The organism is Nocardioides sp. GXQ0305 (assembly GCF_050880345.1).
GTDB lineage: Bacteria > Actinomycetota > Actinomycetes > Propionibacteriales > Nocardioidaceae > Nocardioides.
Window position 1 is genome coordinate 39224 of sequence record NZ_JBNYXG010000004.1, and the last position, 18437, is coordinate 57660.

19 protein-coding genes are annotated in these 18437 nt (G+C 73.8%); 6 read left to right on the plus strand and 13 right to left on the minus strand.

Annotation, left to right across the window (positions count from 1 at the left end):
* Window positions 1-11: 11 nt before the first annotated feature.
* Window positions 12-614, plus strand: coding sequence for a NeuD/PglB/VioB family sugar acetyltransferase (locus ACQ1X7_RS11725; protein WP_432478381.1), 603 nt, complete (start codon window positions 12-14; stop codon window positions 612-614).
* Here ACQ1X7_RS11725 and ACQ1X7_RS11730 read toward each other — a convergent pair.
* Window positions 599-1531: an NAD-dependent epimerase/dehydratase family protein gene (locus ACQ1X7_RS11730; RefSeq protein WP_432478382.1), complete on the minus strand. Its 933-nt coding sequence runs from the start codon at window positions 1529-1531 to the stop codon at window positions 599-601. The genes ACQ1X7_RS11725 and ACQ1X7_RS11730 overlap by 16 nt on opposite strands.
* Window positions 1528-1983 carry an Lrp/AsnC family transcriptional regulator gene (locus ACQ1X7_RS11735; protein ID WP_432478383.1) on the minus strand — a complete coding sequence of 152 codons (456 nt, stop codon included), beginning with the start codon at window positions 1981-1983 and terminating at the stop codon, window positions 1528-1530. Before ACQ1X7_RS11735 ends, ACQ1X7_RS11730 begins: the two co-directional genes overlap by 4 nt.
* Before the next feature lie 48 nt (window positions 1984-2031).
* Between ACQ1X7_RS11735 and ACQ1X7_RS11740 the strand changes: the two genes are divergently transcribed.
* The 3 genes from ACQ1X7_RS11740 to ACQ1X7_RS11750 all read left to right on the plus strand — a co-directional run bounded on the left by ACQ1X7_RS11740 (window position 2032) and on the right by ACQ1X7_RS11750 (window position 4799).
* Window positions 2032-2961 (plus strand): 5'-3' exonuclease, encoded by a 930-nt coding sequence (locus ACQ1X7_RS11740; protein ID WP_432478384.1) that lies wholly within the window; start codon window positions 2032-2034, stop codon window positions 2959-2961.
* 72 nt (window positions 2962-3033) lie between these two features.
* Window positions 3034-3912 (plus strand): glycosyltransferase family 2 protein, encoded by an 879-nt coding sequence (locus tag ACQ1X7_RS11745; protein WP_432478385.1) that lies wholly within the window; start codon window positions 3034-3036, stop codon window positions 3910-3912.
* On the plus strand, window positions 3909-4799 hold the full coding sequence (locus ACQ1X7_RS11750; protein WP_432478386.1) for a glycosyltransferase: 891 nt from the start codon (window positions 3909-3911) through the stop codon (window positions 4797-4799). The genes ACQ1X7_RS11745 and ACQ1X7_RS11750 overlap by 4 nt, the downstream gene beginning before the upstream one ends.
* 32 nt (window positions 4800-4831) lie before the next feature.
* Here the strand turns inward: ACQ1X7_RS11750 and ACQ1X7_RS11755 are convergent, their stop codons facing one another.
* Together ACQ1X7_RS11755 and ACQ1X7_RS11760 are read right to left on the minus strand one after the other, a co-directional pair.
* The gene (locus ACQ1X7_RS11755; RefSeq protein ID WP_432478387.1) at window positions 4832-5857 is read right to left on the minus strand and encodes a sulfotransferase family protein; all 1026 of its coding nucleotides are present in this window, start codon (window positions 5855-5857) and stop codon (window positions 4832-4834) included.
* 64 nt (window positions 5858-5921) lie between these two features.
* A complete protein-coding gene (locus ACQ1X7_RS11760) occupies window positions 5922-6809 on the minus strand; it encodes a sulfotransferase (protein ID WP_432478388.1) in 888 nt (295 codons plus the stop codon).
* A 168-nt stretch (window positions 6810-6977) separates the two neighbouring features.
* On the opposite strand from ACQ1X7_RS11760, the gene ACQ1X7_RS11765 reads away from it, so the two are divergent.
* Window positions 6978-7646 carry an SDR family oxidoreductase gene (locus tag ACQ1X7_RS11765; protein WP_432478389.1) on the plus strand — a complete coding sequence of 223 codons (669 nt, stop codon included), beginning with the start codon at window positions 6978-6980 and terminating at the stop codon, window positions 7644-7646.
* A gap of 9 nt (window positions 7647-7655) precedes the next feature.
* Window positions 7656-8375, plus strand: coding sequence for a hypothetical protein (locus tag ACQ1X7_RS11770; RefSeq protein WP_432478390.1), 720 nt, complete (start codon window positions 7656-7658; stop codon window positions 8373-8375).
* A gap of 9 nt (window positions 8376-8384) precedes the next feature.
* Here the strand turns inward: ACQ1X7_RS11770 and ACQ1X7_RS11775 are convergent, their stop codons facing one another.
* The 9 genes from ACQ1X7_RS11775 to ACQ1X7_RS11815 form a co-directional block, all read right to left on the minus strand.
* Entirely contained in the window at window positions 8385-11156 is a 2772-nt protein-coding gene (locus ACQ1X7_RS11775; protein ID WP_432478391.1) for a DEAD/DEAH box helicase, read from the minus strand.
* Entirely contained in the window at window positions 11143-12036 is an 894-nt protein-coding gene (locus tag ACQ1X7_RS11780) for a diacylglycerol/lipid kinase family protein (protein WP_432478392.1), read from the minus strand. Before ACQ1X7_RS11780 ends, ACQ1X7_RS11775 begins: the two co-directional genes overlap by 14 nt.
* A gap of 44 nt (window positions 12037-12080) precedes the next feature.
* A complete protein-coding gene (locus tag ACQ1X7_RS11785; RefSeq protein ID WP_432478393.1) occupies window positions 12081-13631 on the minus strand; it encodes a GNAT family N-acetyltransferase in 1551 nt (516 codons plus the stop codon).
* Between the two features lie 48 nt (window positions 13632-13679).
* Window positions 13680-14081 carry a hypothetical protein gene (locus ACQ1X7_RS11790; protein WP_432478394.1) on the minus strand — a complete coding sequence of 134 codons (402 nt, stop codon included), beginning with the start codon at window positions 14079-14081 and terminating at the stop codon, window positions 13680-13682.
* A gap of 142 nt (window positions 14082-14223) precedes the next feature.
* Complete coding sequence (gene tatC / locus ACQ1X7_RS11795; protein ID WP_432478395.1) at window positions 14224-15063, minus strand: twin-arginine translocase subunit TatC; 840 nt, start codon at window positions 15061-15063, stop codon at window positions 14224-14226.
* Window positions 15064-15070: 7 nt separating this feature from the next.
* Entirely contained in the window at window positions 15071-15328 is a 258-nt protein-coding gene (gene tatA, locus ACQ1X7_RS11800) for a Sec-independent protein translocase subunit TatA (protein ID WP_432478396.1), read from the minus strand.
* Window positions 15329-15393: 65 nt separating this feature from the next.
* The gene (locus tag ACQ1X7_RS11805; RefSeq protein ID WP_432478397.1) at window positions 15394-16389 is read right to left on the minus strand and encodes a helix-turn-helix transcriptional regulator; all 996 of its coding nucleotides are present in this window, start codon (window positions 16387-16389) and stop codon (window positions 15394-15396) included.
* Complete coding sequence (locus tag ACQ1X7_RS11810) at window positions 16386-17354, minus strand: helix-turn-helix transcriptional regulator (protein ID WP_432478398.1); 969 nt, start codon at window positions 17352-17354, stop codon at window positions 16386-16388. Before ACQ1X7_RS11810 ends, ACQ1X7_RS11805 begins: the two co-directional genes overlap by 4 nt.
* Before the next feature lie 42 nt (window positions 17355-17396).
* Window positions 17397-18344 carry an FKBP-type peptidyl-prolyl cis-trans isomerase gene (locus ACQ1X7_RS11815; RefSeq protein ID WP_432478399.1) on the minus strand — a complete coding sequence of 316 codons (948 nt, stop codon included), beginning with the start codon at window positions 18342-18344 and terminating at the stop codon, window positions 17397-17399.
* Window positions 18345-18437: the final 93 nt, after the last annotated feature.

Here is an 18437-nt window from a genome sequence, read left to right on the forward strand (position 1 = left end):
AGGATGGCGCCGTGATCATCGTGGGAGCGGGCGGCGTGGGCCGCGAGGCCCTCGACGCCTGCCTGGCAGCGGGGCTGACCGTCACCGGCTTCGTCGACGACAGGTTGGCCGGCGGGACGGCGCGCGGGCTGCCGGTGACCGGGCCGGACCAGGTCGGGCCGTCGACGACGTACGTCGTGGGGATCGCGTCGCCCGGGGCCAGACGGCGACTCGTGGCCGGACTGGGCGAGCGTGGTGGCACCCCGGCCACCGTGGTGCACCCCCGCGCGATCGTGGCGCCCGAGACCACCCTCGGTGAGGGCTGCCTGGTGCTCGGCGGCGCCCACGTGTCGAGCAGCGTCAGCCTCGGCGTGCACTGCCAGGTGCACTACAACGCCACCGTGGGCCACGACGCGGTGCTGCGCGACTACGCGACCGTCTACCCGGGCGCCAACGTCTCCGGCTCGGTGGTCCTCGAGGAGGACGTCACGGTCGGCAGCGGCGCGGTGGTGCTCCAGGGGCTGACGGTCGGGGCGGGGGCGTTCGTCGGGGCCGGGGCCGTCGTCACCCGCGACGTGGCGCCCGGGGAGGTCGTCGTCGGGTCGCCGGCCCGACCGCTTCACCCGCGCTCCTGAACGAACCACGCGATCGTCTCGTCGAGCCCCTCCTCGAGCGGCACCGGCGTCACGTCCGGGAACGCCGCGAGCAGCCGCGACGGGTCGGCCTGCGAGTGGGGGACGTCGCCGGCCCGCGGTGGCCGGTGGTCGAGCGCGACGGGGTGGCCGAGCCGTTCCTCGATCAGCGCGATCAGCTCCTGCAGGGTGGTGGAGCCGCCGAAGGCGAGGTTGACCGGCTGCGGCGAGGTGACGCGGCGACGGGCGGCGTCCGCCAGCACCCTGACGACCGTGCCGACGTAGGTGAAGTCGCGCGACTGGGTGCCGTCGCCGTCCAGCGGCAGCGGCCGTCCCTCGAGCGCCGCCGAGACGAACTGCGGGATCACCGCGGCGTAGGCGTGCCCGGCCGCCTGCAGCGGGCCGAAGACGTTGAAGAACCGGAACGGCATCGTCTCCAGCCCGTAGCAGTGGGCGAAGGCGGTGGCGTAGGACTCCGTGGCGAGCTTGGAGACGGCGTACGGCGACATCGGGACGCAGCGCAGGTCCTCGTGCTTGGGCAGCTCGGGGTTGGCGCCGTAGACCGAGCTGGACGAGGCGACCGTGACGTGCGGGGGCCGGACCGCCCGGCGGGCGGCGTCGAGCACCTTCAGCGTGCCCGTGGCGTTCGCCATGTGGCTCGTGAGCGGGTCGGCCACCGACCGCGGGACCGACGGAACCGCGGCGAGGTGGACGACCGCGTCGGCCCCGTCGACCGCCGCGTCGAGCAGGTCGTCGTCGAGGATGGTCCCGACCCGGAGGTCCACGGCCAGGTCGGCGAGGTTGTGCTCGTAGCCGGTGGAGAGGTCGTCGACGACGACCACCTCGTCGCCGTCGGCCACCAGCAGCCGGGCCAGGTTGGCACCGATGAACCCGGCGCCGCCCGTCACGACGACCCTCATCCCGTCACCGACCGGTTCTCGAACGGCGTCGACAGCACCACGGTCGTCCGGGTGGACACCCCCGCGGCGGCGCGGATCCGGGCCAGCAGGTCCTCGAGGTCGACCGGGTTCCCGACCCGGACCTTGAGGATGTAGGACTCCTCCCCCGCGACCGACCAGCACGACTCGATCTCGGCGATGTCGCGCACCCGGTCCGGGTAGTCGTCCGGCGCGGCCGGGTCGATCGGGGTGATCGAGATGAAGGCGGTCATCGGCAGCCCGAGCTCGGTGTGGTCGAGCGCGGCGGCGTACCCGGTGATGATCCCCCGGTGCTCGAGCCGCTTGACGCGCTGGTGGACGGCCGAGGTGGACAGGCCGGTGGCCCGGCCGAGGTCGGTGAAGGACATCCGGCCGTCGCCGGCCAGCAGCTCCACGATGCGGCGGTCGGTGTCCTCGAGCGGTGCCTGGGTCACGGCCGACAGCGTAGTGGCGGAACGGGCGGCGGGTGGCAGGATGCACGCGTGGCTGCCGACAACCCGCGCCTGATGCTCCTCGACACCGCCTCGATGTACTTCCGCGCCTTCTTCGGCGTCCCGGAGATCAAGGCCGACAACGGCACGCCGGTGAACGCCGTCCGCGGCCTGCTCGACTTCATCAGCCGGATGGTCGGCGAGTACTCACCGAGCCACCTGGTGTGCTGCTGGGACAACGACTGGCGGCCGCAGTGGCGGGTCGACCTGATCCCCTCCTACAAGGGCCACCGGGTGGTCGCGGTCCGACAGGACCAGCCGGACCTCGAGGAGGTCCCCGACCCCCTGGAGCGGCAGGTGCCGGTGATCCGGGCCGTGCTCGACGCCGTGGGCATCGCCGTGGTGGGAGTCGACGGGTACGAGGCCGACGACGTGATCGGCACCCTGGCGACCGACGCCGGGATGCCCGTCGACGTCGTCACCGGGGACCGCGACCTGTTCCAGCTGGTCGACGACGACGCCGCCGTCCGGGTGCTCTACATCGCCCGGGGGGTCAGCAAGCACGAGCGGGTGACGGCCGACGTGGTCCGCGACAAGTACGACGTCGAGCCGCACCAGTACGCCGACTTCGCCACCCTGCGCGGCGACGCCTCCGACGGGCTGCCCGGGGTCAAGGGCATCGGGGAGAAGACCGCGGCGACCCTGCTGCAGCGGTTCGGCGACATGCCGGGCCTGCTCGCCGCGGCCGACGACCCCGACTCCGACCTCGGACCCAACCCGCGGAGCAGGATCGCCGCGGCCGCCGACTACCTCGCCGTCGCGCCGCGGGTGGTGGCGGTGGTGCGCGACCTCGACGCCGGAGGGGCCGACACCACGCTCCCGCGCGAGCCTCGCGACCCCGAACTGCTGGCCGCGCTCGCCGAGGAGTTCAACCTCGAGGGGCCCGTCGAGCGGCTGCTGACCACCTTGCGGGGCAGGTGATCGGGGACAGCGCCCGCTGGATGCCACAATCATCGCCGTGACCGGCCGGTCACTCGGGCACGAGGGGGTCTCATGGGTCGTGGGCCGACGCCACTGACGGTGGTGATCGCCGCCTACAACGCCACGGCGACGCTGCCGGCGTGCCTGGCCAGCCTGCGACCCGCGGTGGCCGCCGGCGTGGAGGTCGTGGTCGTCGACGACGGCTCGACCGACGACACCGCCGAGGTCGTCCGCTCCTGGGACTCACCCCTGGTCACCGTCCTCAGCCAGCCCAACGGCGGACCGTCCGTCGCGCGCAACGCGGGCCTGGAGGCGGCCTCGGGGACGTTCGTGACGTTCCTGGACAGCGACGACGAGGTCACACCGGGGTGGCACGAGTTCCTGCTCGGGGCCCTCGACGACGAGCGGGTCGACCTGGCCACGTGCGGCATGAAGGTGCTGCTCGAGGGCGGGCCGACCCGGGAGCGCCGGCCGTTCCCCATGGGCCCGGTCTACGACGACATGGTGGCGTTGTTCCTCCCCGGCGCCTACGCGGTGCGCCGTTCGCTGGTGCTCGACGTCGGCGGGTTCGACGTCCGGGTCCGGTACGGCGAGCACCACGAGCTCGCGATGCGCCTCGCCGACCGGCTGACCCCCGAGCGGACCCGCCGGAGCACCGAGCTGCTGGTGGTGAAGCACCACGACCGGAGCCAGGCGCGGGTCTCCGCCTACGCGTCGGCCCGCCTGGACTCGATGGGCTACGTGCTCGAGCGCCACGCCGCCCGGATGGCCCGCGATCCCGAGCTGTCGGCCGACTACCACTCCATCGCCGGGTTCGCGGCGTACACCCTGGGCGAGCGCCGCCTCGCCACCCGCCACACCCTGGCCGCGCTGCGCCTGCAGCCGCGGAAGCCCAAGATGTGGGGCCGCGTCCTGCGGCTGGCCCGGATGTCCCTCCCGGGTCGCGCATGACGGGGGGGCCGCGTCCCTGGCCGCCGACGCTGGTGAGCGTGGTGATCCCGGCACGCAACGCCGCCGACGTCATCGGCCAGCAGCTCACGGCCCTGGGCGGGCAGGACTACGACGGCCGCTACGAGGTGATCGTGGCCGACAACGGGTCGACCGACGACCTGGCCGGAGCGGTGGAGCCGTTCACGACCCGGCTGTCGGTGCGCGTCGTCGCGGCCGACGACCGGCCGGGGGTGAGCCACGCACGGAACGTGGGGTGCCGGGCGGCGGAGGGGGACCTGATCGCCATCTGCGACGCCGACGACGAGGTGAGCCCGGGCTGGCTGAGCGCCCACGTCGCGGCCGCCGCGGGGGCCGACGTGCTCGGTGGGTCCCTCGAGCTGGAGCGCCTCAACCCGCCCCGGACGGTCCGGTGGCGCGACGTGAGCACGGACAGCCTGTCCATGGCCATGGGGTTCCTGCCGTTCGCGCAGGGCTGCAACGTCGCGCTCTGGCGCTGGGTCCTCGACGCCGTCGGAGGGTGGGACGAGGACCTGGTCGCCGGTGGCGACGACACCGACTTCGCGTGGCGGGCCCAGCTCGCCGGGGCCACGCTGGACTTCGCGCCGGACGCGCTCGTGCACTACCGGCTGCGCACCTCGCTGCGCGCCACGATGCGGCAGGTGTCGGCGTACTCGGAGGCCCGCGCCAGCCTCGTGCTCAAGCACCGCGCGCACGGAGCGCGCGGGACCTCGGCCGCCTCGGTCGTGCGCCGCGTGTGGTGGCTGGTCACCCGGGCTCCGTACCTGCTGATGCCGGGCTCGTGGCGGCAGGGCCGCTGGCTGGTCCGGGCGGCCGCGCTGTGGGGAGGGGTCCGGGCGTCGTGGCGTCACCGCGTCTGGACGATCTGACCCGCACCACTCCCCGTGCATGACCAGCTCGGTCAGCCGGGCGACTCCGTGGACCGGCCGCCTGCCAGACGTGAGGCGCGGCGTCGGACGCCGGCGGCCACGCCCCGCGGCGACTTCCGCACCAGCGCCTTGGTCTGCCACGCGATGGCCGTCGACATCGTCAGCGCCTCCGCCTCGGAGTACATCCGCTCGTAGCGGTCCCAACACTTCTCGAGCGCAGCCACCACCCCGTGGTCGTCCGGCGCCTGGGCGAGGCCGGAGAAGACCTCCCAGGTCTCCCGCGCGAGGGCCGCGAGGTCGGGGGGCACGTCGACGGAGTCCCATGAGGTCGTCGACCGGCGGAGCGAGGGGTCGATGAACCCGCGCACGGCAGCCTCGTCGCGCGGCGACATGGACCGCGCGGACTCCACGTGCAGGGCCTCGCCCGCGCGCCGGACTGCCCGCACCGGATCGGCGAGCAGGTCGTGGTAGGGCACCCAGGTCCGCGAGCTGCCTCGCGTGAGCCGCTCGGTGCCCAGCATCAGGTTGAGCCACTGGGCCATCCCGCTGATGGGGCGCAAGGCGTTGCGGTAGTGCAGCTGTCGGCTCCCGAGCACCTCGACCGGCGAGCGGAGCATGGTCAGGTAGGCCACCGAAGCCCCGCACCTCTCGGCAGCCGGGGTCCAGGCGTCGATGAACCATGCGAGGCGGGGGTCCTTGACGACCAGCCGCGGGTGCGCCGCGAGCTGCTCCTCGAGCCAGGCCTCGATGCGGGCGCCGACCTTCGGGTGTGCACCGACCTCCTGGCACCGGGCCCACGCCGCGGGGCGGGCGTCGACCACCAGGACCTGGGCCCGGCGGAGCAGGCGCCGGTGCAGATCGACCACCCAGCGGGGTTCGCCGAAGCCGAGCGGGTTGGTGTCGTCGGCCGTCACGTGGGGTCCGGGTGCGTGCAGCCCGACCCGCTCGAGGACCCCGGTGACGGCGCTGGTCCCGCTGCGGCCCGGCCCCACCACGAACACGACCTGGCGTGCGCCGGGAGCGGGCACGGGATCAGCACCCCACTGGCTGTTCGGCATCGATCCCCCAGGTCGACCGCGTGTCACGAGCCCGGCGATGCTACCAACTGAGGGACCGGCCCGCTCACCACTGCGGGTCGGACGCACGGGGCTCGAAGTCGGGGAACCAGGGCAGGTCGAACGGCTCCACGAAGCGCCGGCACTCCTCGACGCTGGCGGGCGGCAGCTCGGCCTTCCACTTGCTGATCTCGTCGGTCGACCGCCGTTGCATCGAGTAGGGACTGCTGTCGTGCTGGTCGTGCGTCGAGAGGAACTCCTCGGTCGCCCGCGTCCACGACAGGCCGAGCCGGTCGAACACGGTGCGGAAGCGTGCGGGCGGGTCCTCGCACAGCCACTCGAACTGGAGCAGCGCTCCGTGCGGCTGGATCTCCCGCTGCCTGGCCACCACCAGGTTGACCGCGCCCCACAGGGCTCCGGCCCGTTCCCAGAACGTGTCGGCCGCGCGGATCACCTCGGCGTACGGCCGGAGGTGGTCGTGCACGAGGGCGTCGTCCTCGAGCAGCATCCGGGGCTCCGGCGTCCACCCCAGGCGCGCCCAGCTCGCGAACTGGCCGCACGGGTGCCGGACCAGGTAGACCTGCCGGGCGTCCGGGAAGTGCTCGTGGAGCCAGTCGAGCGCCAGGTTCGAGTGGACGAGCTTCACCAGGATGCCGGGTTGGCGCAGGTAGAGCGCCGGGAACCGGTCCCCGAGGTGCCGCCAGCGGCGCGGGAGCCTCTCCAGGATCGGCCCGGGGCTCTGCGCCATCGTGAACCTGGTGGCGACCTCCCCCTTCAGGGCCCGCTCCATCAGCCGTCGGTAGTGCTCGTCGTCGGCCCCCTCCGGGAGGTAGAGGTACTGGAAGTAGCGCTGTGCCTCCGCGACGTGCTCGAAGTTGTCGGGCTCGCGGTAGTAGGTGTAGCCGGCGGCGGTCGACAGCACCCTGGCCAACCAGCTCGTGCCCGTCCGCGGCATGCCTGCGACGAGCAGCCGCTGTCTCTCCGTCACTGGACCTCGGGCTCTCGTTTCGGGTGCCGGTCACGCCGTCGCCAGCGTAGTCCATGCCGGGGCCGTGACCGCCCGGTTCGGGTCCCTCCGACCGGCCGTCGACGCGGGCCGGGTACGGCCTCGTACGGTGGGGACATGACCCGCATCGCCATCGTCGGAGGACACGGACAGATCGCCCGCCAGCTGCACCCCATGCTGCTCGGCGCCGGCCACCAGCCGCTGGCGCTGGTCCGGCGCCGGGAGCAGGCCGACGCCCTGGAGGCCTCCGGCGTCGAGACCCGGATGCTCGACATCGAGAGCGACGACGTCGAGGGCTTCACGGCTGCCTTCGAGGGCTGCGACGCCGTCGTGTTCGCGGCCGGTGGCGGGCCGGACGGCAACATCGACCGCAAGCGCACCGTCGACCTCGAGGGCTCCCTGAAGTCGATCGAGGCCGCCCGGGCCGCCGGCATCCGTCGCTTCGTGCAGGTCTCCGCCATCGACGTCGACGAACCGGTCGCCGACGACGCGTCGCCGGTGTGGAAGGCGTACGTCGTGGCCAAGCGTGACGCGGACGCCGCCCTGCGCGACAGCGGACTCGACTGGACCATCCTGCGGCCGGGCCGGCTCACCGACGAGCCCGGGACCGGCCGGGTCAGCCTCGGTACGACGGTCGGCAGGGGCGACATCCCCCGCGCCGACGTCGCGGAGGTGGTGGCAGCCGTGCTCCAGGACCCCGCGAGCGTCGGTCACCAGTGGAACGTCGTCGGCGGGTCGACCGCGGTGCCCGACGCCGTCGCGGACGCGGCCCGGGGTAGCCACTAGGTTGTGGCCATGCCGAACGGACGTGCCACCCGGGTCCGGCCCGCGCGGGTGGCGCGGGCCGTTCGCCGCCGGCTGAGCCGCAAGCCCGTGGCCCACTTCCTGCACCTGCCCAAGACGGGCGGCACCGCGATCCGGGCGGCCCTGGTGGGGCAGGAGCTCTCCGGGTCCTACCGCCTGCACCTGGCCTACCACGGCCTGACCTTCGACGAGGTGCCCCGCGGCGAGAAGGTGTTCTTCGCGGTGCGCGACCCCGCCTCGCGGTTCGTGTCCGGCTTCTACAGCCGGCAGCGCAAGGGGCAGCCCCGCTACCTCGTCGAGTGGACCGAGGCCGAGGCCGCGGTGTTCGAGCGCTTCTCGACCCCGAACGACCTGGCGGAGGCCCTGAGCGACCCGCGCCGGGAGACCGCGGACGCGGCGCGCGCGGCGATGTCCGCCGTACGCCACTTCCACCTCCAGTCGCACTGGGTGAGACCCGCTGCGGCCGTCGAGCGCAGCGACGACATCCTCGCGGCGCTGAGCCAGTCGCGGCTCGACGCCGACTTCGCGGCCCTGTGCGCGGTGCTGCAGGTGAGCGCGTCGCTCCCCCACGACGACGTCGCGGCCCATCGCAACCCCGCCGCCGTCGACCGCCGGCTCAGCGACCGGGCGACGGCCAACCTGCGCGACTGGTACGCCGAGGACTACGAGCTGCTCGACGTGCTCGCCCGCCGGACGCGCGGCGCCCGATGACGGACCTCGCTACTCGGTGAACGAGGCGTAGGCCACCACGCCGCGGTTCAGGCGCCGGGAGACCGTGCGCGCGGTCTCCCGGAGCTCGCCCGGACCCGCGGCGTCGGCGACCTGGCCGGCGAGGTCGAGCAGCTGCTTGGTCCACCGCACGAAGTCACCCGCGGCCAGGTCGGTGACCTCCAGGATCCGGTCCAGCTCCTCGCCCTCGGCCCAGCGGTGCGCGGCCCACGCGAAGCCGAGATCGGGCTGGCGCAGGAAGTCCAGCCGGTGGTCCCGCTCGAGCGCCTGGAGCTCGCCCCACAGGCGCACCGTCCCGGCGATCCGGTCGCGCACCTCGCCGCCGGGCAGCCGCGGGGCGGAGGCGTCGTCGGGCCGTCGGGCCTCGAACACCAGCACCGACAGCACCGCGGCCAGGTCGGCGGTCCCGAGTCCGTCCCACAGTCCGCTGCGCAGCGACTCCGCCGCGAGCAGGTCCATGTCCGACCAGAGCCGGCGCAGCGGGGCACCGCGCTCGGTGACGGTGTCGCCCTCGAGGTACCCCAGGGCCGTCAGCACGTCGCACACCCGGTCGAACTGCCGCGCCACGGTGTTGGTGCGTTGCTCGATCCGCCGCCGCAGCGTCGCCGCGTCGCGGTCGAGCTTCGACCAGCGCTCGGCCCACCGTGCGTGCTCCTCCCGGTCCGGGCAGTCGTGGCAGGGGTGGGCGCGCAGCCGCGCCCGCAGCTCGTCGACCCGGTCGTCGGTGCCGGCGTTCCCTGCCTCGGCCCTGCCCCCGCGGCGACCGCCCCTGCCCGGTGGCGGGGGCGGGGCGAGTCCGTGGGTGCGGGTGCGCAGCGCGGAGGCCAGGTCGCGCCGCATCTGCGGGTTGCGGCCGTTGAACGACTTCGGCACCTTGATCCGCGTCATCGCCTCGACCGGCGTCGGGAAGTCGACCATCGCGAGCCGCCGGGCCTGGCGCTCGGCGGTGACGACGTACGGCCGCGGCTCGTGGTCGCCGCCCGCCGTCCCGGGGTCGACCACCACGGCGTAGCCGGCGAACTTGCCGGCGGGGACGTCGATCACGTCGCCCGTGCGGAGCCGGCGCAGCGAGGCGGCGACCTCGGCGCGGCGGTCGGCGCGGCGCTCCCTGGCGGCCGCCTTCTCGCGCTCACCGACCTCGCGCCGCAGCCGCGCGTACTCCATGAAGTCGCCGCGGTCGCAGGCCGCCGCCTCGGCGTAGCCCGCGAGCGCCTCGTCGCTCTTGTGCAGCTGCCGGGCCAGCCCGACCACACCCTTGTCCGCCTGGAACTGGGCGAAGGACTGCTCGAGCAGCTCGCGGGAGCGCTCGCGGCCGAACTGGTGCACCAGGTTGGCGGCCATGTTGTACGAGGGCCGGAAGCTGGACCGGAGCGGGTAGGTCCGGGTCGAGGCCAGGCCGGCGACCTCCCGCGGGTTCATGCCCGGCTGCCACAGCACGACCGCGTGCCCCTCGACGTCGAGGCCGCGGCGCCCGGCCCGGCCGGTGAGCTGGGTGTACTCCCCCGGCGTCAGGTCGGCGTGGCTCTCGCCGTTCCACTTGGTGAGCTTCTCGATGACGACGGTGCGGGCGGGCATGTTGATCCCGAGGGCGAGGGTCTCGGTGGCGAAGACGACCTTGCAGAGGTTGCGCACGAACAGCTGCTCGACGACCTGCTTGAACGCCGGGAGCATGCCCGCGTGGTGGGCGGCGACGCCGCGGGTCAGGCCGTCCAGGAAGTCGTCGTAGCCGAGCACGTGGCGGTCCTCGTCGGGCAGGTGGCGACACGCCTCCTCGACGAACTCGTAGATCGTGTCGCGCTCCTCCGGCGTGGTCAGCCGGACGTTGGCCGCCAGGCACTGGGTCACGGCCGCGTCACAGCCCACGCGGCTGAAGACGAACACGATCGCCGGCAGCAGCCCCTCGCGCTCCAGGCGGTCGACCACCTCGACCCGGCTGGGGATCCAGACCCGGCGGCCGTTGCCGACGCTGCGCGGGTTCTTCGAGGAGCCCGGCCGACCCTTGCGGGGCGAGCGCCGGTCGCGCATCAGCCGGCTGCTGGCCCAGTCGTCGCGGGCCACCCGCTCGAGCTCGCGGTTGACGGGCGCGCCCTCGCCGACGAAGCCCGCCGCGGCGTCGACGTCGGAGGAGGCGAAGAGGTCGTGCAGCCGTCGGCCGACCATGACGTGCTGGAAGAGCGGCACCGGGCGGCGCTCCTCGACGATGGTGTCGACCTCGCCGCGGACGGTCTGCAGCCACTCGCCGAACTCCTCGGCGTTGGACACGGTCGCCGACAGGGACACCAGCGTCACCGACTCCGGGAGGTGGATGATGACCTCCTCCCACACCGCGCCGCGGTCGCGGTCGGCGAGGTAGTGCACCTCGTCCATGACCACGAAGCCGAGGCCCAGCAGCGTCCGCGAGCCGGCGTACAGCATGTTGCGCAGCACCTCGGTCGTCATCACGACCACCGGCGCCTCACCGTTGACGGTGTGGTCGCCGGTGAGCAGGCCGACCCGGTCCTCGCCGTAGCGGGCGACCAGGTCGGCGTACTTCTGGTTGGAGAGCGCCTTGATCGGGGTGGTGTAGAAGCACTTGCGCCCGGTGGCGAGGGCGAGGTGGATCGCGAACTCCCCCACCACCGTCTTGCCCGAGCCCGTCGGCGCGGCGACCAGCACGCCGCGGCCCTCCTCGACCGCGTGGCAGGCGCGTACCTGGAAGTCGTCGAGCGGGAAGGCGTAGAGGCCGGCGAAGTCGCCGTACACCGGGTGGTCAGGCAAGGACACTGAGACCTCCTGGGACACAGCTCACGGTCAGCGGCAGCGGTCCGACCCTCTCGCCGTCGGCGTACGCCACGATGCCGGGCGCCGCGACGGTGACCTCCCGGACCCGGTGGTGCTCGTACTGCGGCAGGGTCACGTGGGTGCCGCGGAACAGCTTCGGGTAGGCCCGGACCAGGCCGGGCTTGCTCATCGGACGGATCACCACCACGTCGATCAGCCCGTCGTCGAGCTCGGCGCCCTCGGTGATCCGCAGCCCGCCCCCGAACGACGGGCCGTTGCCGACGGCCACCAGCATGGCGTCCAGCCGGTGGCTCCGGCCGTCGAGCTCGAGGGTGTAGCCGATCGGCTCGAAGGTGCGCAGCTCGGCGAGGGTGGCGAGGGTGTAGCGCATCTGGCCGCGGGGCCAGGTCATCGCGTTCGCACGCTCGTTGACCACGGCGTCGAACCCGGCGGCCAGCACCGTGACGAAGTACGTCGCGCCGCAGCGCGCGACGTCGATGCGCCGCGGGGTGGAGGCGATGACCCGGTCGGTGGCCGCAGCGGGGTCGCGGCGGGGCAGGTCGAGGTAGCGGGCGACGTCGTTGCCGGTGCCGGCGGGGACGACGCCGAGGTGGACCCCGGTCTCCGCCACGGCCTGGGCGCCGAGGTGGACCATGCCGTCGCCCCCCACGACGACGAGCGCCCAGGCGCCGTCGGCCACCGCCTTCCGGGCCAGCTGCAGACCGTGGGCGGCGTCGCTGCCCCGGAGGTCGGACACCACGAATCCGGCGTCCCGGAGCCGGCGCAGGGCGACGTCCCCGGCGCGGCGTCCCCGGCCCTTGCCGGCCGTGGGATTGGTGAGCAGCGCGACCCGCCGGGCCGAGCGCAGCGGTGCCGCCTCCATGCGGCCGACCCTACTGCCGGGGCGGGCCGCGACCGGCGTCGGCACTAGGCGTCGGAAGCCGGTCGGCCGGGGGTGGCCGGGGTCCAGTCGGCGGGCCAGGGCAGCCTCGGCTCGTGCACCCGGGCGGGACGTCCGCGCAGCTCACCGGTCCGGTCCGGCACCTGGAGGGTCACCGGGCGGCCCACAGCGGCGGCGAGCGCTCGCACCACGTCCCCGTCGTCGAGGCCGGCACCCAGCCGCACCAGCTCCCGGACGCCGTCGTCCGCGCCGAGTCGCACGAAGGCGACCGGTTCGGGCCCCAGGCCCCACCAGGTGTCGGCGTCGTCCCAGCCCCGGGCCATCGACTCGGGGCTCGGCTCACCGCACGCGACGGCGAGGTAGCGCCGGACGGCGGGGTCCTCGACGTCCAGCGACCAGGCGGACGTCGGGGCGTCCCCCGGGGCCGGTCGGACCGTGCGCACCCTCACCGGGCGGGAGTCGGCGCGCGGCAGCCGGGACCGCCACTCACGCACCTGCGCCCGACTGCGGTCACGGACCGCGGGCAGCACCCGCCTGGCCTCCCGCCGCACCGGCAGGGCCACGCCGGCGACCGGGCTGCTGCGCACCGCGTCGACCTCGAGCAGGGCCGGCCGGTCCGGCGAGAGCCGGTCCTTCTGCGGAGACCCTCCCGGGAGGTAGTCCAGGAGCGCGGGCGGCTCCTCGGCGAAGAGGCGCTCCTGGGCCCACCACTGGGCGATCGTGCCGGGACTGAGGGCGTCGAAGCTGCCGTCGTGCGCCGTCGACATCCAGGTGGCGACGGGGCCGGTCCGGAACCACACGTGACCGGCGACCGGCACCCCGGCGATCCGCAGGATGAAGATCCGCACCGTCCCCTGCAGCTCCGCGAGCCGCACCAGCTCGGCGCGCCGGCGCCGGGTCGTCGGGTCGAACGGCCCCTTCCAGCTGCGGGCCTGCAGGTCGGCGTACAGGTCGAACCCCGTGGCCGCGTCCAGCTCGGGCGTGGTGCCGTAGGTGTCCATGGTGAGGTCCCACGTCTTCGAGACCCGGCGGCTGAACCGGTCGGCGTACTTGGCGAAGCTGCGGTACTCCTGCCGGTGCGCGTCCCAGTCCCCGGCGGGATGGGCCAGCCGGTCCGTGGAGCGCTCGCGGCTCGTGACGACGTAGCCGGTGCGTCGCAGGGCGTCGAGCAGGGACCCGGTGGCCGGATCACGGCTGGGCAGCCGGTGCAGCGCCAGGGCCCGCGCCCCGCCGCGGGCCAGGGCCTCGGCGAGGGCGACCAGTCCCTCCGGGTCCGGCTGCTCGCCGCGGGTGACGACCCGGCTGCGCGGCCGGATGTCCACGCCCAGGCTCCGCCACGCACCCGACGGGCGCCGGGTCACCGGCAGCAGCGCGACCGGACGGCCCGCGTCGTCGAGGACCGCCGGGATCCGGGTGGCGCGGGCCAGGCCGGGCTCGGCCCTCCAGGCGGCGGCGTGCCAGGCGTAGGAGTCGTAGAGGTCGGCCTGCAGGCCGCGGCTGGCGGGGAGCTGCTCCCAGTGCGACCCCAACGCTGCGTCGACGTCGCCGACGGTCAGGATCGAGCCGTGAAGTCCCATGCCTCCCCCTCCGGGGTCCGATCCTACGGGCGCGCTCGGGCGCCCGGGTCAGGACTCTCCGATCCGCAGCCGGGCGGCCACGTGGTCCGGTGAGGCGCCGACGGCCTTGGCCAGCCGGGTCAGCGCGTCGAGCACGAGGTCGGCGTCGAGCTCGCGCCCGGGGACGCAGAGCGTGAGCCGCCCCTCGCGCTCGGCCAGCAGCACCTGTCCGTAGTGCCACGCCTGGTGGGCCCGGGTCCGGGCGGCGTCGTCGGCGACGGGCGCGGGAAAGGCCTCGTCGACCCCGAACAGGTCGCACTCGAGCCGCTCGTCCTCGCCGGAGCCCAGGAGGACGCCGTGCACGTGGTGGCCCGTCCGCAGGCCGGAGCGCGACTCCCACGTGACATCACCGGTCCCCAGCCACTCGGGCAGGTCGAACGGGTCGGCCTCGGTCAGGTGGGGATTCGGCACGTACCCACCCTGTCAGACCATCAGTGAGCTCGCGGTTTCGAGAGGCCCGGTCGTCAGCGCCTCGCTCGCTCGGCCGTGCCGTGGACCCTCAACCTCCTCGCCTGACGCCGCCGCCACTCGCGCGCTCGTGGCGCCGGCCGGCTCAGAGCGGTGACAGCTCGTCGTCGTCCAGGCCGGCGGCGGGGTCGGCCTGCGCACGGCGCCGGTCCAGCGTGCGGGCGATGACCTCGGAGATGCCGAAGAGCGCGACCATCGGCACCGCGAGGAAGAGCATGGTGAACGGGTCGGTGGACGGGGTCGCGATGGCGGCGAAGATGAACGAGCCCAGGATGATCCACGCCCGGTGCGCGCCGAGGGCACGGCCCGGCAGGACGCCGGCGAGGTTGAGCAGGATCACGAAGACGGGGATCTCGAAGGCGATGCCGAACACCAGGAGAGTACGGATCAGGAAGCTGAGGTAGTCGCCGAACTCGACGAGGTTGACCAGGGAGCCCGGGGTGAGCCCGATCAGGATCTCCAGACCCTTGGGCAGCGTGTAGTACCCCAGCACCACACCGGCCAGGAAGAGCGGACCCGCGACCGCCGCGAAGACCCGGCTCCACTTGCGCTCCTGGGGGTGGAGCCCCGGCAGGATGAAGGCCCAGATCTGGTACAGCCAGAACGGACTGGTCAGCACCACCGCCACGGTCCCGCACAGGGTCAGGTAGAGCATCAGCGGTCCGCCGGCGCCGGCGATCGTCGCCTGGGTGTCGACCCGGTCGCCCAGCTGCTCCTGCGCGGCGGTGTAGGGCTCCAGCACCAGGGCGAAGATCTGGTCGAAGAAGAACAGCGAGGCGACCAGCGCGATCAGGATGACGATCGCGATCTTGAGGATCCTGGCCCGCAGCTCCCGGAGGTGGTCCGACAGCGCCATCCGCCCGTCGGGTCCGACGGGGTGACGGGGCTTGCCGGCGAGGAGGGCGAGGAAGCCTGTCAGCCTCACCGGCGGGTCAGGCGCTCGTGTCGCGCTGCTCGCGCGTGACCGCGTCGTCGGCGACGCTGGGCGGCTCCGCGTTGCGTGCCTCGATCTCGCGCTGCTCCGGCGTCTTGGAGGCGTCGGGCTGGTCGTCGTCCACCAGGCCCTTGGTCTCGGTCTTGAAGATCCGGAGTGCACGACCACTGCCCCGGGCGAGCTCGGGGAGCTTCTTGGCGCCGAAGAGGAGCAGGATGACGAGGACGATCAGGATGAGCTCCCAGCCACCGGGCATGGCAACCATTGTGTACATCAGGGCGTTCCTCACATCGGCTCTCGGTCAGCGACCTGTCTTCCCGTCTACTGTACGCGCCCACTCCGGTAAAGACCGAGGGTCTCCCGTGCCCGCCCCGTGAACTCCCGGTGAAGCGCCTCGGGCGCCGCCACGCGGGCGTACGGCGCGAGCCGCAGCAGCAACCGCGCCAGCCAGCGCCGGTCGGCGACCATCAGGTCGGCCGCGACCCGCCCGTCGGGCAGCTCCCGTGTCTCCTCGACCGGGTGGTACTCCACGACCCAGCGTGCCGGGGGGTCCAGCTCGATCGTCACCCGCTCGCCGCCGGCGGCGAAGTCGAACAGGTCCTCGCCCGTCCGGCCGTCGGCGACCACGGACGGGTCGACCCGGGTGTCGAGGACCGCAGCGGCGTGGATCCGGTCGAGCCGGAACAGCCGGTCGTCCTCGGCGCTGTGGCACCACGCGTCGAGGTAGGTCGCGCCGCCGTTGCTGACGACCCGGCGCGGGTCGACGACCCGCTCGGTCTCCTCGTCGCGGGAAGGGACCCAGTACGTCAGCCGGACCTGGCGCCCCTCGCGGACCGCTCTCTCGAGCTCGTCCCGCAGGCCCGCGGCCACACCGGGCTGCTCGGTGCCGGGGTCGATCGCCGCGGCCGGGGCGTCGCCGAGGGTGGCGGACTGCAGCTTGGCCAGCGCCCGGTCGACCACCTCGCGGGTGTCGTCGGAGGCGCCGCCGCGCAGGGCGAGCAGCGCCACCATCACCGCCGTCGCCTCGGTCGCGGTGAGACGCAGCGGTCGCGCGAGGTAGTCGGCGTTGGAGACCCGGATGACCCCGTCGGCGTCCGGACCCTCGAGGGCGTCGAGGTCGACGTCGATCAGGTCGTCGGGGTAGCCGTCCGGCAGCCCCACCATGAACAGCACCTTCAGGTCCTTGACCACCTGGGCCGGGGGCACGTCGAGCACCCGCGCGGCCTCCCCCAGCGTGACCTGCCCGCGGCTGTGCAGGTACGGGACCAGCGTCAGCAGCCGGCCCACCTGCTCCCGCGCGCCCGCCTGCCCGGTCACGAGGCGTCCCCGACCACGGCGGTGAGCCGCCGGACGACCGCGTCGCGCAGCGCCGGCGGCGACTCCACGACCGCGTCGGGGCCGTGCGCGAGCACCTCGTCGGCGAGGTCGAGCCCGCCGCGGTCGAGCACCACCCGGTCCCAGGTCGTCGCCGTGTCGGGGCCGGCCACGTCGGCCTCCACCGAGGCAGCGGCCCGGCGGAAGGAGTGACCGCTCCCCGTCCGGAGCAGCAGGGTCACCGGCTCGGTCGACTCGGGCGGGGCGAAGCGCCGGGTGACCTCGCGGATGTCGAGCCCGACGGGCGCCTCGAAGGCACCCGGCTCCCCCACCCGGCGAGCCGGCCCCTGCACGCGGGACAGGCGGAACACCCGCTCCTCACCGCGGTCGAGGTCGTGCCCGACGGCGTACCAGCGCCCGGAGTAGCGGACGACGCCCCACGGCTGGATCCGGCGGGTCGCGACCTCCCCACCGAGCGGCTGGTAGTCGAACTCGACCTCGCAGCGGTCCTGGGTCGCCTCCCAGAACACGTCGAAGGCTGGCTCGTCGGCCCCGAGGCGGGGCTCGACCAGGTCGAGCGCGCCGACGTCGACCGGGTGGCCGGCGGCGGCCAGCTTGCGCACCCCCTCGGTCGTGGCCTCGGCCAGCCGGGCGTGCTCCCACACCTTGGTCGCCAGCCCCACGACGTGGGCCTCGTCGGCGGTCAGCTCGATCTGGGGCAGCTGCGCCTCACCGGCGCGGACCCGGTAGCCGGGCTCGTCGTCGAAGTAGGCGTCCAGCGACCCCACCTCGATCGGGACGCCGAGCGCGCGCAGGTCGTCCTTGTCCCGCTCGAACATCCGCTCGAAGGCCTCGTCGCCGGAGTCGGGGTAGAGCAGCTCGCGCACCTTGTCCTTGGCGACGTACCGCCGCTGCACCAGCAGCATGATCAGCAGCTTCAGCAGCCGCTCACTCTTCTGCACCGCCACCGCTGACCCCCTCTGCGACCTGCTCCTGCGCCGGCTTCCGCGTCAGTTGGCGGCGAGGACGTCGACCACGAAGTAGAGCGTGTCGGTGCCCTTGATCCCGGCCTGCGGGTTCCCCTTCTCGCCGTAGCCGAGCTTCGGCGGGATGGCCATGATGACCCGGCTGCCGACGGGCACGCCCACCAGGGTCTGGTCCCAGCCCTTCACGACGCCTCCGACGCCGATCTGGAACGAGGTGGGCTGCGCGCTGAAGCTCTCGTCGAACGGCTTCTTGCCGCCGTAGACCTGGCCGAGGTAGTCGACGACGATCGTCTGCCCCTTCTCGACCTTCTCACCCTCGCCCTCGATGAGGTACGCCGACTTCAGGGAACCGTCGGGCTTCGGCGTGCCGCTGAAGTCGAGGCCGGTGGGGGCCTCCTCGTCGCCCTGCAGCCCGGGAGCCCACGACGGCGCCTTCTGCTCCTGGCCCTCCGGTCCGTCGGGGACCGAGGACAGCAGGTCGATGACCGCGACCACCGAGTCCTTGTTGCCGATGCCGAGCTGCGCGTTGCCGGCCTCCCCGAAGGCGGTCTCGGCCGAGGCCGCGACCGCCACCCGGCTGCCGATCTTCTGGCCCTCGAGGCCGGCGAGGAAGAACGGGCTGAGCATCTTCTCGTCGACGGTGAACAGCTGCGGGGTGTCGGCGTCGTAGGTGCTGAACGCCTTCTCCTCCTGGTAGCCGTTGCCGATCCAGATCTGGGTCAGCACGCTGTCGCCGGTCTCGACCTCCTCGCCGTCCCCCTCCTCGACGACCTCGGTCTCGACCTCGTCGGCCTGCACCTGGCCGTCGAAGGTCACCTGGGGCTCGTCACCGACCTCGCCGTCGATGGTCAGGCTCTCGAGGCCAGCGGCGGAGGAGGAGCTGGAGCCGTCGTCCCCCGAGTCGTCACCGCACGCGACGAGGGTGGCGCCGAGCAGCAGCGTGAGAGGGAGGGGCAGGAGTCGGCGGAGCACGGAGTCACCTTCGGGTCGGGGCAGGCGGGCAAACGACGGCCACCCTATCCGGCGTACCTGAGCCGCACGTGACCGCGGCGCCGGATCCTCTCA